Source organism: Gluconobacter sp. P5B12, from assembly GCF_018812035.1.
GTDB lineage: Bacteria > Pseudomonadota > Alphaproteobacteria > Acetobacterales > Acetobacteraceae > Gluconobacter.
The window spans coordinates 207018-223111 of the sequence record NZ_JACRVV010000001.1 but is presented as its reverse complement, the minus strand read 5'-3'; the positions used below and the strand labels follow the sequence as shown (position 1 = coordinate 223111).

14 protein-coding genes are annotated in these 16094 nt (G+C 53.9%); 8 read left to right on the top strand and 6 right to left on the bottom strand.

Translation table 11 applies throughout. The features are described from left to right. Positions 1-125 precede the first annotated feature (125 nt). From KP702_RS00920 to KP702_RS00900, 5 genes are read left to right on the top strand one after another with little or no spacing between them, the layout of a single operon-like run. Positions 126-1736, top strand: coding sequence for a class I SAM-dependent DNA methyltransferase (locus KP702_RS00920; protein WP_215768381.1), 1611 nt, complete (start codon positions 126-128; stop codon positions 1734-1736). Further along, entirely contained in the window at positions 1733-2137 is a 405-nt protein-coding gene (locus tag KP702_RS00915) for a nucleotidyltransferase substrate binding protein (RefSeq protein WP_146863794.1), read from the top strand. Before KP702_RS00920 ends, KP702_RS00915 begins: the two co-directional genes overlap by 4 nt. Next, entirely contained in the window at positions 2134-2445 is a 312-nt protein-coding gene (locus KP702_RS00910) for a nucleotidyltransferase domain-containing protein (protein WP_215768380.1), read from the top strand. Before KP702_RS00915 ends, KP702_RS00910 begins: the two co-directional genes overlap by 4 nt. Before the next feature lies 1 nt (position 2446). Beyond that, positions 2447-3661 carry a restriction endonuclease subunit S gene (locus tag KP702_RS00905; protein WP_215768379.1) on the top strand — a complete coding sequence of 405 codons (1215 nt, stop codon included), beginning with the start codon at positions 2447-2449 and terminating at the stop codon, positions 3659-3661. Continuing rightward, entirely contained in the window at positions 3658-6840 is a 3183-nt protein-coding gene (locus KP702_RS00900) for a type I restriction endonuclease subunit R (RefSeq protein WP_215768378.1), read from the top strand. The genes KP702_RS00905 and KP702_RS00900 overlap by 4 nt, the downstream gene beginning before the upstream one ends. Positions 6841-7068: 228 nt before the next feature. On the opposite strand, the gene KP702_RS00895 is transcribed toward KP702_RS00900, so the two are convergent. After that, on the bottom strand, positions 7069-7473 hold the full coding sequence (locus KP702_RS00895; RefSeq protein ID WP_215768377.1) for a hypothetical protein: 405 nt from the start codon (positions 7471-7473) through the stop codon (positions 7069-7071). Between the two features lie 369 nt (positions 7474-7842). Here KP702_RS00895 and KP702_RS00890 point away from each other — a divergent pair, with 369 nt between their 5' ends. Genes KP702_RS00890 through KP702_RS00880 form a run of 3 tightly spaced genes read left to right on the top strand, consistent with a single transcriptional unit; the run spans position 7843 to position 10831 of the window. Then, positions 7843-8796 (top strand): ABC-three component system protein, encoded by a 954-nt coding sequence (locus KP702_RS00890; protein ID WP_215768376.1) that lies wholly within the window; start codon positions 7843-7845, stop codon positions 8794-8796. Beyond that, a complete protein-coding gene (locus tag KP702_RS00885; protein WP_215768375.1) occupies positions 8793-9041 on the top strand; it encodes an ABC-three component system middle component 6 in 249 nt (82 codons plus the stop codon). Before KP702_RS00890 ends, KP702_RS00885 begins: the two co-directional genes overlap by 4 nt. Continuing rightward, the gene (locus KP702_RS00880; RefSeq protein ID WP_215768374.1) at positions 9038-10831 is read left to right on the top strand and encodes an ABC-three component system protein; all 1794 of its coding nucleotides are present in this window, start codon (positions 9038-9040) and stop codon (positions 10829-10831) included. Before KP702_RS00885 ends, KP702_RS00880 begins: the two co-directional genes overlap by 4 nt. Positions 10832-11049: 218 nt before the next feature. Here the strand turns inward: KP702_RS00880 and KP702_RS00875 are convergent, their stop codons facing one another. The 5 genes from KP702_RS00875 to KP702_RS00855 form a co-directional block, all read right to left on the bottom strand. Then, entirely contained in the window at positions 11050-11718 is a 669-nt protein-coding gene (locus tag KP702_RS00875) for a DUF6998 domain-containing protein (RefSeq protein ID WP_215768373.1), read from the bottom strand. A gap of 426 nt (positions 11719-12144) precedes the next feature. Continuing rightward, entirely contained in the window at positions 12145-13491 is a 1347-nt protein-coding gene (locus KP702_RS00870; RefSeq protein ID WP_215768372.1) for a hypothetical protein, read from the bottom strand. Next, complete coding sequence (locus tag KP702_RS00865) at positions 13488-14696, bottom strand: hypothetical protein (protein ID WP_215768371.1); 1209 nt, start codon at positions 14694-14696, stop codon at positions 13488-13490. Before KP702_RS00865 ends, KP702_RS00870 begins: the two co-directional genes overlap by 4 nt. A 199-nt stretch (positions 14697-14895) precedes the next feature. Next, positions 14896-15744: an FkbM family methyltransferase gene (locus KP702_RS00860; RefSeq protein ID WP_215768370.1), complete on the bottom strand. Its 849-nt coding sequence runs from the start codon at positions 15742-15744 to the stop codon at positions 14896-14898. A gap of 92 nt (positions 15745-15836) precedes the next feature. After that, positions 15837-16079 carry a hypothetical protein gene (locus KP702_RS00855; protein ID WP_007284186.1) on the bottom strand — a complete coding sequence of 81 codons (243 nt, stop codon included), beginning with the start codon at positions 16077-16079 and terminating at the stop codon, positions 15837-15839. Positions 16080-16094 lie beyond the last annotated feature (15 nt).

Genomic DNA, 16094 nt, shown 5'->3' with positions numbered 1-16094 from the left:
GTGTCATAACAGCTCTATCATCTCGAAACCGGACCTCTCATCAAGGCTTCTCTCAACCCTCGACGTTCAGGGTCTGATCGGGCAGATTGTAACGACCTGTTCTGTCAGCCTGAAAGCCTGTTCCTATGCCCCGTGGCCGCCCCCGCAAGAACCCGGATGCCGCACCGGCTCCAAAGAAGACGACACGGACAAAAGCGAAGACAACAGCCGCCAACCTTGGCTTCGAACAGCAGATGTTTCTGGCAGCTGACAAGCTGCGCAAGAACCTCGAACCGTCCGACTACAAGCATGTCACGCTCGGACTGATCTTCCTGCGCTATATCTCCACGGCGTTTGAGGCGTATCACGAGATCCTTCTCCACGATGACCCGGCAGCAGCGGAAGATCCGGACGAATATCTGGCCGAGAACATCTTCTGGGTGCCAGAAACTGCCCGCTGGTCGCACCTTCAGGCCAATGCCCGCTCGTCCGGCATCGGCAAAATGATCGATGACGCCATGCTGGCCATCGAGCAGGCCAACCCTGAACAGCTCAAGGGCGTTCTCCCCAAGGATTACGGACGTCCCGCGCTGGACAGTGTCATGTTGGGCGAACTGATCGACCTCATTTCCGAGATCGGCATGGGTGGAAGCGAGGATCAGGCCCGTGACGTGCTGGGGCGCGTTTATGAATACTTCCTCGGTGGCTTCGCGGGCGCGGAAGGCAAGCGCGGGGGTGAATTCTACACCCCATCCAGTGTCGTCTGCACACTGGTCTCCATGCTCGAACCCTATAAGGGGCGCGTCTATGACCCCTGCTGTGGGTCGGGCGGCATGTTCGTACAGTCGGAACGGTTCGTGGAATCCCACGGCGGCAAACTGGGCGACATCGCCATTTACGGGCAGGAAAGCAACCACACGACCTGGCGTCTGGCGAAAATGAACCTCGCCGTCCGGGGCATCGGCGCGGACATCCGCTGGAACAACGAAGGCAGCTTCCTGCGGGACGAACTCAAGGGCCTGCGCTTCGATACCATTCTGGCCAATCCGCCATTTAATATCTCGGACTGGTGGAACGCCTCGCTGGAGGAAGACCCGCGCTGGCAGTATGGCAAGCCTCCTGCGGGCAATGCCAACTATGCATGGCTCCAGCATATCCTGTGGCACCTCGCCCCGAACGGGACAGCGGGCGTCGTGCTGGCCAACGGGTCCATGTCGTCCAACCAGAACAGCGAAGGTGAGATCCGCCGCCGCATGGTCGAGGCTGACACCGTGGACTGCATGGTCGCCCTCCCCGGCCAGCTTTTCTATTCGACCCAGATCCCGGCCTGCCTCTGGTTCCTGACCCGCACCAAAAACCCGAAAGGATGGCGCGACCGTCGCGGGGAGATGCTGTTCATCGATGCCCGCAAGCTCGGCACGATGGTCGATCGCACCCGCCGCGAACTGACGGATGCGGACGTCGCCCGCATCGCCGACACCTACCATTCCTGGCGCGGCGAGAAGGACGCGGCCCCCTATGAGGACATCCCCGGCTTCTGCAAGTCCGTCACGCTCGACGAGGTAGAGCAGCACGGCTTCGTCCTGACACCCGGCCGCTATGTTGGTGCAGAAGAGGCTGAAGAAGACAGCGTGCCTTTCACCGAGCGCTTCGCGGCGCTGGAGAAAACCTTGCAGGATCAGTTCCGACAGGGCGAGGAACTGAACGCGAAAATCACCGCGTCCCTGAAGCTGATCGTCCCGCAGGAGGCTTCATGACCCTGTACCTCACGCCACTGGAACGGGCGCTGGATCGTCTGAAGGAAGGCTGGGCGCGGCATGTTGCCCATCCTGATGATGAGCAGCTACGCGATGGGCTGATCCAGCGTTTCGAGTTCACCTATGAACTCAGCCACAAGACCCTGAAGCGATTTCTGGAAGCCAACGCGGCCTCTCCGGAAGAATATGACCGCATGGGCTTTCCGGACCTGATCCGCTCCGCCAATGAAGCCGGCTTGCTCAAAAGCGCCTGGCCGCAATGGAGCGTGTTTCGCAAGATGCGGAACATGACCAGCCACACCTATAACGAAGCCTCCGCAAAGCAGGTCGTGGCGACGATACCTGATTTTATCGACGAGGCGGCGTTTCTGCTGGCCGTTCTGAAAGACCGGACCGCGTGACGGACCGGATCGACATCACGCCTGAAGAACGGGCCATCGTACTGCATATTCTCAACGAGATTGTGCCTGACCGGGAGGTGCGGGCGTTCGGCTCGCGTGTGACGGGCAAGGCCAAGCCGTTTTCTGATCTGGATCTGGCGGTTATGGGGGATGAACCGCTGCCGTTGGAGACACGGGGGCGGCTCGAAGAGGCGTTTTCAGAGTCCGATCTGCCGTGGAAAGTCGATGTGCTGGATTGGGCGCAGGCTGAGAGGGATTTTCAAAAAATTATTGCAGATACTCATCTTCCATTGAAGGGAAGACATTAAAATGCATTTCTCACTTCTTCCTCTGTCAGAAAACTTAGAATTCAGAAATGGTAAAAGCTCTCCCGAACGTAGTGATAGCGGAGAATTTTTCGTCTATGGGTCGAATGGGATTATTGGAAAATCCGATCAAAACAATAGCTCAGAAAATACAATAATAATTGGAAGAGTTGGTTCTTATTGCGGCAGTTTATACTACAGCAATATCCCATGCTGGGTTACTGATAATGCAATCATATGCAAATCCAAAAATGGCGATGATCGATTTTGGTATTACGCACTGCTAAATTTAAACCTATCGCGATTGTCGTCGGGCTCCGGGCAGCCTCTTATCAATCAAGGTGTTCTACAAAGAACGGTTTGTGCAACTCCGCTCCTTGAAAAGCGCAGACAAATAGCCTCCGTTCTCGGTGCCCTCGACGACAAGATCGACCTCAACCGTCGGACGAACGAGACGCTGGAGGCGATGGCGCGGGCCTTGTTTCGGGACTGGTTTGTCGATTTCGGCCCGACACGGGCAAAAATGGCCGGGCAAACGCCTTACCTCGCCCCCGAACTCTGGGAGCTTTTCCCCAACAGGCTGGATGATGAGGGGAAGCCGAAGGGGTGGACGAGTTCAACGGTCGGGCAGGAAGTCGATGTTGTCGGTGGATCAACGCCCAGCACCAAAAATCCCGCCTTCTGGAGTGGCGAGATTTTTTGGGCCACCCCAAAAGACCTCTCTTCACTACGCAATCCGGTTCTATTGGAAACAGAACGCAAAATAACCGAAGAAGGACTTTCTCAGATAAGTTCGGGACTACTTCCTGTCGGAACAGTCCTTCTTTCATCGCGCGCACCGATTGGCTACACGGCCATTACACAGGTTCCCGTGGCAATTAACCAAGGCTTTATCGCCATGGTCTGTCAAAAACGCCTGAGCAATACATTTATATGGCTATGGACGCTGGCGAATATGGAAACGATTCATCAGAAGGCGAATGGATCGACGTTTCAGGAAATCAGCAAAGCCAATTTCCGTCCGATTGAGACGATTGTTCCGTCCTCAGATGTCCTTCGCGTTTTCGATGAGAAGGCCGGATTTTGGCTTGAAAAAATCGTGTCAAATGAAACAGAATCCCGCACACTCGCCCAACTCCGCGACCTGCTCCTCCCGAAACTGATGTCCGGCGAAATCCGCATTCGTGACGCTGAAAAAATGCTGGCCGACGCGCTATGAGCTTCCTGTCCGAAAACGAGATCGAGGACTGGGCCTGCGAGATCCTGCGGGAATGTGGCTACACCGTCACCACCGGGCCAGAGATTTCCCCCGGCGGTGCCCATCCCGAACGCGCTTCGTTATCGGACGTCATTCTGGCCGCCCGCCTTCGGGCCACCATTGACCGCCTGAACCCGCATCTGTCACAGGCCGCGCGGGATGAAGCCCTGCTGGCCCTTCGCCGGGAAGACACGCCGGATGTCGTGGACGAAAACCACCGTCTGCATGGGTATCTGGTCAATGGCGTTCCCGTGGACGTGGTGCGCGAGGACGGCACGCAATCCGGAGACCGGGCGCGGCTGGTCGATTTCGCCCATCCCGAGCGCAACGACTTTCTCGCCGTGCGTCAGTTCGTGGTGGAGAAGGACGAAGCCAACCGGCGGCCCGATCTCGTGCTCTTCGTCAACGGCCTGCCTCTGGGCGTCATCGAACTGAAAAGCCCGAGTTCCGAGAACGCCACGCTGGATTCCGCCTGGAACCAGTTCCAGACCTATCGCGCCTTCATCCCGTCCCTGTTCCGCTTCAACGAAGTGCTGGTGATCTCGGACGGCACCGAGGCCCGCGTCGGCTCGCTCACGGCGGACCGCGAGCGGTTCATGCCGTGGCGCACGGTGGATGGTGAAGAACTGGTGGCAAAGAACCATCAGGAAATGGAAACCGTGTTGCGCGGCGTGTTCACCCCGCGCTGGCTGCTCGCTCTGGTGCGGGACTTCGTGCTGTTCACGGAGATGAACGGCGGCCCGATCAAGATTCTGGCCGCCTATCACCAGTTCCATGCCTGCCGCAAAGCCGTGGCGCAGACCGTCCGGGCCACGGCACAGGGTGGCGACCGCAAGGCTGGCGTCATCTGGCATACGCAGGGTTCGGGCAAAAGCCTGCTGATGACGTTCTATGCCGGGGTCATCGCCCGCCATCCGGAGATGGAAAACCCGACGATCGTCGTTCTGACCGACCGCAACGATCTGGACGATCAGTTGTTCGCAACCTTCTCCGGCGCACAGGCGCTTCTGCGTCAGACACCGGAACAGGCGGACAGCCGGGACGATCTGCGCAAACTGCTCCGGCGGGCGTCCGGTGGCGTGATCTTCACCACGTTGCAGAAGTTCCAGCCCGAGGGCGACGAAGAGACCGTGCCTCTGCTGACGGACCGGCGGAACATCGTGGTCATGGCGGATGAAGCGCATCGCAGCCAGTACGGGCTGGAAGCGAAATTCAACCGCGAGACGGGCAAGGTCTCCTACGGTTTTGCCAAACACATGCGAGACGCTCTGCCCAACGCCTCCTTCATCGGCTTTACTGGCACGCCGATTGAAACTGCGGACGTAAACACCCGTGCGATCTTCGGCGATTACATCGACATCTACGACATCGCGCAGGCGGTGGAAGACGGCGCGACGGTCCCGATCTATTACGAAAGCCGTCTGGTCCGCATCGAACTGGATGGGGACGTCAAAGAAGAGCTTGACGACGAGCTGGCCGGGATCGTCGAGGGCTTGTCGGAGAGCGAGGAGCAGAGGCTCAGCCAGAAATACTCGCGGGTTGAAGCGCTGGTCGGCGCGGAGCCGCGTCTGAAGCGCGTGGCCGAAGATCTGGTCCGGCATTTCGAAAACCGGCTGGAGGCGCTGGACGGCAAGGGCATGATCGTCGGCATGAGCCGGGCCATCTGCGTGGCGCTTTATGACGAGATCATCCGTCTGCGTCCGGACTGGCACAGCGACGACGACAACGAAGGCGTCATCAAGGTCGTGATGACGGGCAGTTCGGCCGATCCCGCCGGGTTCCAGCCACATATCGGCAAGCGCCCCAGGACAAGACGCGAATTGCTGGCCAAGCGCATGAAGGACAACGCTGACCCGCTAAAGCTGGTGATCGTCCGGGACATGTGGCTGACGGGGTTCGACGTGCCGTCCATGCACACGATGTATGTGGACAAGCCCATGCGTGGTCATGGTCTGATGCAGGCCATTGCCCGCGTGAACCGGGTGTTCAAAGGCAAGCCGGGTGGTCTGGTCGTAGATTATATCGGCCTCGCGCAGAACCTGAAGGCCGCGCTTGGCGAATACTCCGCCGGAGACCGGGAGCAGGTCGGCATTGATGAGGCCGAGGCCATCCGGGCTTTGCAGGAGCGCTATGAGATTGTCCGGGCGATGTTCAATCCCGAACAGGCCAGCGGGTTTGATTACCGCCCTGCCCTTGTTCCCGGCACGTCTGCCAGGGTGAAGCTCACGATCATGGCGGGCGCGCTAGATCATGTGCTCGGCCAGCAGCAGCGGGAGAGTGCGCAGGCGACGAGTGATGAAGCGCGCAAGGCAGCGCAGAAACGCTTTCCCGAGGCGGTCAAGACGCTTTCGGTCGCCTTTGCGCTGGCCTCTGCCAGTGATCAGGCCGCAGCCTTGCGGGATGAAGTCGGGTTTTTCGAGGCCGTACGGGCGGCTCTGGTGAAACAGAGCGGGGATGACTCAGATAGGAAGAGCCCGCAAGAGCGCGAACTGGCGATCAGGCAGTTGGTCAGCCGGGCCGTGGTGTCCACGGATATCATCGACATCATGGAAGCTGCCGGGATTGGTCGGCCGGACATTTCCATCCTATCCGACGGATTTCTTCAGGAAGTCCGGGAAATGCCCCAGCGCAATCTGGCTATCGAGGCGCTGCGAAAGCTGCTGGAAGGCCAGATCCGCAGTCGCAGCCGGTCCAACCTGACCGAAGCCGAGGCCTTCTCGACGCGCCTTGAGCAGGCGGTCGGCCGGTATCACACCAATGCTCTGACGTCCGCGCAGATCCTTGATGAACTCATTCGGCTGGCGCATGAAATGGCGGCGGCCCGCTCACGAGGAGAAGAACTCGGGCTGACGCCGGAGGAAGTGGCGTTCTATGACGCCCTTGCGCGGAATGACAATGCCCGCGAAGCGATGGGCGATCCGGGCCTGCGCGTGATCGCGGCGGCCCTGGTCAGGACCATTCGTGAGAATGCGACGGTGGACTGGAACGTCATGGCCCCGACACGCGCGAGAATGCGCACGGCGGTCAAACGCCTACTCCGGAAGTACGGCTACCCACCAGATATGCAGGATGAAGCGGTGCAGAATATTCTCAGGCAGGCCGAGGAGTTCGCACCGCTATGGGCAGGGAGTGTTAGGTAAGCCACAGGCGTCTTATTTGGGGGGGGAAGCCGGTCTGTCCGCTTTGCGACTGCACGCTTTGAAAGCGGACGTTAACGCGGTTCACCCAACTTGCTTAGGTCGAGCGGCCAAGCCAAGTTATCTGTATGGACTGACGCTAAATCTGCCTCGTCGGATAGCGCACGTCCGAGGGACGCCGCCGTTACCTATCGTAGATCGTGAGAAGCAACGGGTATAAGATCACTGGGATCAGTTTTCCGCTGACGGAGGCGCATCATTCAACGCCAGAATTCTGCCCTTGAAGGTATAGATCCTCTTACTCACGCGAGCAGCATCGCCACTCAGACCGACCTGTACGGCTTTCTCATCTACGCTGACCCCCGCCTTAAATTTTCCTGACAGATCGTAGAATTCTTCGATTTCTACGGTTTCGGCTTCGGATATACGCTGCGCTATGGCTAACTCTTGAGCAATCTTTGCTTGCTTCTGCTCAAACTGTAGGCGCATTTCCTGCTTCGTGATTTCAGCCTGCAGTTCCTCGACGCCTTTATCAGCAGCTTTATCGATATTTTTGGTGGCAGCTTTGAGCGCTTCAGTAATTAGCATACCTGCGGGGTTGAATGCCCACCCTGCATATTTGACTATATTACTCAATGCGAAGGCACTCCTTATTATGCTCAAAGGGCGAGCGTGAAACCGTTAGAATTATACATCAACTCGTCGGTTTTCATAGCTGCATAGCTCGATGAAGACTTCTCCCGAACAGCGATGAATTACGTCGGATCGAGGGGGGCAGCGGATCTTGCCCTGGTGTCCGGAAAGAGGGCGATTGTCGCCTGTCTGCTTACGACGGGCTAAGCAGACCTCCCGCTTACGCCCTCATTTGGGACATTGTGAGCACTACGGGTTCATACCAAAAGCAGACGCTTTACGTGGCCGCTGGCTTTGAGAGGTGCTTGAATCGCGGAGACTTCGCGTTCATAGTCCCCAGCGGATCGCAATGGGCCAAGATCAGGGTGAGGTTTGACTTTGACGCATTCGGCATCGCGCAAGAAAGCCATCCGGACGGCACTGGAACTGAAGCTGCGAAGAGCAAAGGGTATACGGCTTCAGGAGTTCCTCACCGAACTGATGAAGGTGATTCACGGCGACAATTTCCAGCCCATAGGTACAGACTACTCTCGCGGTGACCTTCAATGCGATGGACTTCTGCAGAATCCGCTGACTATTTTCGCTTGTTATGGGCCGGTCAATGCAGGTGCGAACGCGACTGAGGCAGCCATGAAGACAGCCGTTGCCAAAGTCGGCACAGACTTCGCCGGGGCGCTCAAATACTGGTCGACGCTCAAGGTTTGGAAGTTCGTCCATAATTATGTCGAACAGCCCCCAGCACAAATCGTTCAGAAGATCCTAGAACTGCGTGCTCAACATAGCGCGATTGCAATCGACTTGTTCGGGAAGGAGCAATTCGAGGCTGCGTTACTTTCCCTGGATGCCGAAACGATCACCGAACTTGTTGGAGATGCCGCGAGTGACGAAGATTTTCGTGCACTTCAGCCGTCGGTTGTGCTGGCCGTCGTCGATAGCACCATGAAAGTCGTGGATCATCGTCAAGCCCCGGACGATGCCCCCTTGGAGGTTCCCCAGCAGAAGCTGCACTTCAACGGCTTGTCTGCTCATTCGCAGGACCGGATCGTGAAGGGTATGCAGAACGCTGCCCGCGTAGCTAAGCTGATCCAAGACCATCAGGATCCCATGCTCGAGAGTGACCTCGCTGGCGCTTTTAAGGGTAAGTACTTGGAACTGAAGGCACAGAGCCTCGATCCCGACGATATTCTCTTCAATCTGTACGATTTCTCAGCTGGCGGACACAGGACGTCTGCCGCCCTTGACGCCGCGGTATGGAGCTTGTTGGCCTATCTATTCGAGAAATGCATGATTTTTGAGGATAAGCCAGTAACGCAGGTAGCGGCATGATTCTGCCGACCAAAAATCTCCAACCCGACAGGGCGCTCCTCACGATCGGCGGCGAAATCCTCGCCGCCCTTGATGAACGGAGCTCTGTGTCCTCGGTTTGGGAAACCGTGCGATCGCGCAGGGCAGAGCGTGAGAACGCTTCGCCGTTGCCGTTCGACTGGTTCGTTCTGGCACTGTCCTTACTCTACGCCATCCGGGCTATCGATCTGGATGGCGATCTGCTGAGCAGAAGGTTGGCGGCATGATCCGCTCCATCAGCAGCACGTTGCCTACGTTTAAGGCTCTTAAATTTAGTCCCGGCCTCAACATTCTTCTGGCCGATGTCGCTGAGCGCTCTACGGACCGACACACCCGCAACTCGGCAGGCAAGACGAGTTTGGTCGAAATCCTTCACTTCTTGCTCGGCAGCGAAGCCGGAAAGGCGTCGCTCTTCAAGCACGAGGCGCTGATCAACCATAGCTTCACAGTCGAACTCCTGCTTGGGGGACGCTGGGTGCGTGCCACTCGCTCCGGTGCCAGCGACGATAAGATAACCTTGTCCTCGGCGGATGCCGAGGCGCTCGGTCTCGCTTCGCTACGGGATGTGTTCGATAGCGACGACACGCCGACTACGATCTCGCTCGATAGCTGGAAGGAAATCCTGGGCTCTCTCTGGTTCGGCCTGCCGGTGCACCAGCGTGACTCAAGCTTAGATGCCAAGGGAGCTCCAACTTTTCGGCAGCTGGTCGGATATTTCGCGCGCCGGCGAAAGGTCGGCGGATTCAGCACCATCGAGAAGAATAGCGGAGACCAGCAGCCAAGCAGCTGGCAGGTTTCCCTGTCCTACCTACTGGGCCTTGATTGGCGCGTCGCCCGCAAATTTCAAAACATGCGGGATCGCAAGAAGGTAATTGATGCACTGAGAAAGGCGATCAAGGATGGAGATCTCGGACATATATTCGGTTCCACTGCGGAGATCCGACCCGAGTTGGCACGGGTTGAAGATCAGGTCGAGAAGCTCCGGGTGCAGGTCGACAACTTTCAGGTCCATGAGAGCTATCGCGAACTCGCCGCTCAGGCGTCGGCACTGAAGGATCGTGCCAACGAAATCACCTTCGCACTCGCCGAAGCGAAATCGGCAGTAGACTATATCACCAAGGCGCTTGAGCAGGAGACACCACCCGGCTATGCCGATGTGGAACGGCTCTATGCCGCGGTCGGCGTCGAGCTTCCTGACGTCGCGCTACGCCGTTTCGATGAAGTTAAGGCGTTTCAGGCCTCGGTCGCGACCAATCGACGCCTGTACCTCCAAAAGCAGATCGACGAGGTCGTCGCCCGGCGCGACGATCTAAGCCACGAGCTTAAAGACGCCGCGGATAACCGAACTGGCATCCTTCAGACACTTGAGGGTACGGGGGCATTCGAAGACCTCATTCGCCTGCAGGAGCAGTTCGGAGAACAGGTGAGCCGCGCTGAAACCCTCCGCAGTAAGCTTCAGCACGCCGCAACGCTTGAGAGCAGCAAAACTCAACTCAAGGCCGAGGTCGCAGATCTGGAACTGACGCTCCAGCACAGCTACGAGCAGGCAGAAGGCTGCATCAAACGGGCGACCGTTCTAGTCGACCACGCAATCACGAAGCTCTATGATGATCGCACTGGCAACCTGATCATCGAAGCGTCGCGCACTGGCCCAAGATTCAGGATCGAGATTCAGGGTGGCGGCAATAAGGGCGGCATTGATATGATGAAGCTCTTTTGTTTCGACACTGCACTCCTTCGTATCGCATACGACCGCTTTGAGCCGGGGCCCCGGATACTCGTGCATGACAGTCACCTGTTCGATGGAGTGGACTCTAGGCAGGTCGCGCAGGCACTGGTCTATGGAATGACAATCGCCGAGGAAATAGGCGGACAATACATCGTAGCGCTCAACAGCGACGAATTCGACAAGGCTGACCGTGCAAGCGACGTTTCGTTCAAGCCTTACGTGAACCGGGTGAAACTGACTGACGACGAAACCGGCGGTTTATTTGGATTCCGTTTCGATCTAGAATAGAGCGCATGCACTCAGCACACGCCGTGATATTATAACTAGAAACAGCTTTCGGGGAAATTACTCAAGCTTCCTGATTGGCCAAGATAAGGGCGACAGCGGCAGGTCTGCTGTCGCCTACGTGTGAGCCGTTCAGTGTGATTTAGCGCTCACCGGATAACGGACATGATTTGTTCAATCCGTTATGGTTATGTCAGCGGGCACTTTCAAACTCTGGAAGTTTATGGTTTCTCTAAAGCCTTGATAGCCGAAATCACTTCAGATCCAAGCTGGCGGGTATTTTTCTTATTTCCTGTATTATTGAGAAGATTGACATTTAATGATGTGGCTAGTTCACGCAAAGCCGGCTTTGTGATCCTCTCGGGAATACCGTCTTTTTCCACTTGGATTGTGCCGCTTTCATATTCGATTACCTTGCAAGCTCCATAGGAAGCTTCCTGAACGACGCTCTGATCATGTATGGGCACGGAGACTTTTTGTCGACGTGGGGAGTAAATATAGACGCCTTCTCCTTCACGGCATAAGGCACGAAAATCAGATGATGACATATCAACGACCTCTTCGATTGATATGTCATCATCATCAAAATTTAATCGTAGAACGACGACACGGTGAACGACATCGAACGTGTTTCTGTTAAATCTGACGTGTTGGGTAGACGTGACAGTTTTGACGGATATCTGTTCGCCTTCGGCTGAAACAACATCGTAGCCCTTCTGATTGACTTCTGGTGCCATTTGGCCACGGGTTTTCATGGCGACGTACAGTTCGCCAATTCGGCCGGTTAGGTGGCGTAATTCGGCAGGATTGACGCCCCATTGGATTTCCTTTTCAAGCCAACCCAAAGCATCCCCAAGCGAACGAATAACCTGTATCTGAGAGAGGGCCATCAGAATCTTCGCGTCCAATCTAAAAATTATATCTAATCAGTTTAGCTGGTGATTTGGAGCCGAGGAATATCGAACCGTGCCTGCATTGATAACCTCCGTTTTCAAGTGGCGCTTGGCTCGAGGCAGGTACGTCGACGTACTGATCCGTCTTTCTGGTCAGGGATGTGAACCAGACAGGCGGCAGACGCCGTCATGTAGGACAAAAAGCTGAGGAGCTGTATTTCCTTAAACCGGACATACTCACCAAGACTGAGCTAATGCTGTAAAAAAATAAGTCGACATCGCAATGGTAACGTAACCCCGTGGCCGCGCCAGGTGGATAATTTAAAACATCTAATTACGTCCTATCAGACCAAAACAATTATCCAATACCTATCAATAAAAAATGCACTAATCATAAAAATATTTCCTATGTAAATCTACTTTTCAGTAAAGAGATATTTCCTTTCGAGAATACTCGATTGGATTTCCATGCGTAACAGCAGGAAGGCCGTATGCAATCCTTCTCATGACTGGGATACACAGTATGGTGATCGTATTAAGGATCGTTGTATTACTGAGCTCACGATTTGATAGATGATATTCTGATTCCTTGTTGTGAACGATAGAACATCTTATCTTGTAAATAAGGTTGGCGATTAAGTTAATGCGGCATTGAGGCTCGCTGAGGCCGCTCGGCGAGGCTATCATCAGGGCATTGAAAAAATTTAAAAGATTAGGTTCTGCAAGACCCTGTGGTCCGAGTAAGGCTATTAATGCATTAACTTGGCCAATAACGTAATTCTCAAGACTCAATCCGCCAATTATAAGGCTCTTGCATATTTTAAACAAATTCCTAAAATTGTCTTGTTCAGTTTTATCGACAGCGGAGTAGATGCTGCGAAACTGGCGCACACCGAACAAGGTTTGAGATTGATGAGCGCGCTCGACCTCTACTATTTTGGCTCTTATCATATAATTTTCCAGCGAATGGTAAGTGCTTAAAAATGCATCTAGCACAGTGCTGCGGCTATTAATCTCGCTCAACATTTCAAACGGTTCTATAAACTGTTCGTAGCGTCCAGAACGTTGCACAGTTTCTGCAATGTTCTCTGTGCCCGAATAGGAAGGGGACATGACCGGTGCAGTAAGAAGATATCCTGAAAGTAGCGCGTGGTACCGTAGAAGAGCCAAGCGTTTCTCTTCATTCTGGTTAGACGACATAACCCATCGATGTCCGGAGAGTGCTTCGTCTACGCGGCAAATTGCGGAGACTATAATTGCATTTAGCTCTCTCGAATGGTCGAATTCATCATCAGTCAATTCAGTATTGACTGCGCTAAAATCAAGATATTGAAGTGATTCACCGAGAGATTTGGCATTGTAATATGCAAAACTTGACAATGGCTTTCCATCGGTAAAATACAAACCATTTATAGAGGTTACTTTGTAAATTATAAAATCTACATGCAGCGGGCTCATTTGAGTGTCGAGTTGTTCGCTTGTAAGTGCATTTGCAAATTCTAATGCAAATATAAGATTTTTTGATTTCGGTAAAACTAACGTAGCATCAACACCGATTTCACCCAATACACTCAGCGCGCTGCTTACTTTATCAATGTAGACTGATCCGTTCTCAGAAAAAATATTCTCGATATCTGAAGAAATATCTATCAAACTCAAAAGAGTATCATTGGCTTTCTCTAAAATTTCATCAGGCAAATCCTCGATGGCCGATGTATCCTGCTCGAAGAGTGTCCTGACAATTCGTGCAATCTCAACCCGGACTGTCATGACAAAGTCCTAAAATAAGAATTCCATTTTATTGCATTGGTATTATTTTTCTTGAGAAAATCTAAAGTGGCTCTAAATACAGCAATCCTATTTACGGATCCTAAATTGACCTTAGAGAGATCAAGGCTGTTTCTAGAAAATTCAAAATCAGATAGGTTTAATATTTGTACGTAATCCTTAATATTATTGTCAAAGTTTTCTAGTGCGTTTTTTAGTGAACAATTTTTCTCATATGCATAAGCACCAATAGCACCAAAAATACCCACCAAGACAACTTCTCGTCCAAGCCACTTTATGCCTTCCTTATCCGTAAGTGCGGCGTCAAGATGTTTCAACACCCTGGAAAATGATATGAGAATTTCACTATCGGTATCCAGTAAGTTATCACTATCAATGACGTCATCAAATGACCTTTCAGCAGAAAAATCTGCGTTGGTCATAATGGGCTTGCCAGAGTTAAGCGATATGAAAGCAGATATCAGATGAGAGAAATGAAAGCCCCCAGCTTCTCTGTCTTTGCTATATGATATTGAGCTTTGCTTATTTTCTCTTATTATCTTTGTATCTCCTAATTCTTTCTGGAGAATTGACAAATAACCGATAAACAATAACTCGACTTGGTGTTTAATGTTTACTGACTTGTGTCCAGCATTTAGGATCAACATTTTCTGAATCTGTTGAGAATCAGTTAGACCAAACCAAAGTTCTAACCATATATTGTTGTTTTCAAACAATTTAGTTGCCCGAACTCCGTTTCTTTCCGTTTTTATAACCTTCTGAAATAAAGCAGAGTTGATGCCTTTTTCCTTTAGATCTTTGCCGCACTGCCTAGCAATTCGCACCGGGGAAATATCTGAATCATCTTTTATCGAAATATAGAAATTAGCTGCATCCCAAGCTTCCTTTAGACGGTGGCTGCGTTGTAGGCCGTCGAGAATTTTAAAGGAGATTATCTGATCAATTTCGTCGTTAATAGATGCTTCGGGGGATTGACCTTCACACACAAGGACAATTGATGGAATGTGCTTATTGTTCTCAAGTGTGTCCCAAAGGTTGTCAAGAAACCGGTTCGCTACAATGCCTCGTTGTACATAGTAGTCCCTAAAGTCGTCAGGTAGAGACTGTACATACTCAGATAGGCTCGTCCGGCAAAGGATGCAGGTGGCATTACCTTCCTTGAACTGGTCTATGATTGTGAATTTCATCTTATTTTTGATCCATTACGCATGATGTTTCCTTCTTATAGAGGAGCGTTTATAAAATAATTGAAGCCATAATAATTGAATGGATTGTAAAGTAAACCTGGTCTAGCATCATAGATGTCTGCTTCTGATTATTTTCAACGGAAAGCTGACATTCCGTTCTCACCCCCATAGCTGACAAACTTCTCCTACCCAGCACCCCTCAGAACCTTGAGAGCAGGATATTCCCCCGGCTGCGAGAACGGCGTTCATACCCACAGCGCCGCAGCACCGGAAAGACATCCTGGGCCCACCGGCCATGCTCGGTGTCTTCCATAATGATATGATCGGGCCACAACGTCGCAGGCGCCTCGCGGAAAAACGGTAGCAGCGCCCGGTCTTCATAACCTTCGATGTCAATTTTCAGCACATGCACGGCGGTCACATCGCAGGCCTTTAGAATGTCCAGAACCGGACGGATCCGCACCGCAGCACCGTGCCCTGCACCGATCCGACCGCCGCCAAAATCCCCGTTCACCTGCACGAGCTGACCAGAGCCCTCCTGATCTCCCACCGCGACACGCAAGAGATCGGCCCGCATCCCGTTCAGCCTCATATTGATGGCCAGACGCTCGAAAAGGATCGGGTTCGGCTCGATGGCGATGACACGGGCCTCCCGCTGGACGGCATAGAGGGAGAAGAACCCCATATTCGCGCCGACATCCACAAACGTGCCGCCTTTCGGCAGATGACGCCGCAGCCATTTCAGCTCGCGATGATTGTAGCACGTGCCACACACCGCTGATTTTGCGTCCGTCTGGTTATCCTGCGGATAAAACCGCACCTTCAGCCCGAACAGGGTCGCATCAACAGGACCTGAGGAGCAGTCTTTCTTGAACCGCTCCATGAAGGGCCGTCGCAGACGGCTGTATCCTAAGGGCGTGTTGAAGAAGACTTTCCGGATCTTCTTCTGCGCCTCTGTCAGCGGATAGGTGCCAAAAGGCACGGTACGCGCAAGGCCGTGTCCGTCCAGCACAATGTGCTCAGAAGACCGGTCTGAGTGTTCTGACATAAGAGATTGATGACCGTATGGAAGGGAACAACAGGGCTTCGACGAAGCCAGGCGGCAGGGTCAGGACGCGCTGTGTCCGATGGACCGTTCCATCACAGCTTCCCGACCTCGCGGCAGAGCTGGAGCAGACCGCCCATCCGCTGCTGCAGCACGGCCCCGAGCACCATCACACCCTCCAGCAGGCGCGCGCCTTCCGTGTCCGCCCGAAGGCTCTCCAACCGCCCTTTGAGCAGCGCATGCTCGATCTCGATCAGACGCAGGACATCGTGCAGGCCGGCATGCAGGTCCTCAAGACCGGCTGGACGGGGTGGTGGCAACAGTGGATCTTCAGGCATGACAATCCCTTGGAC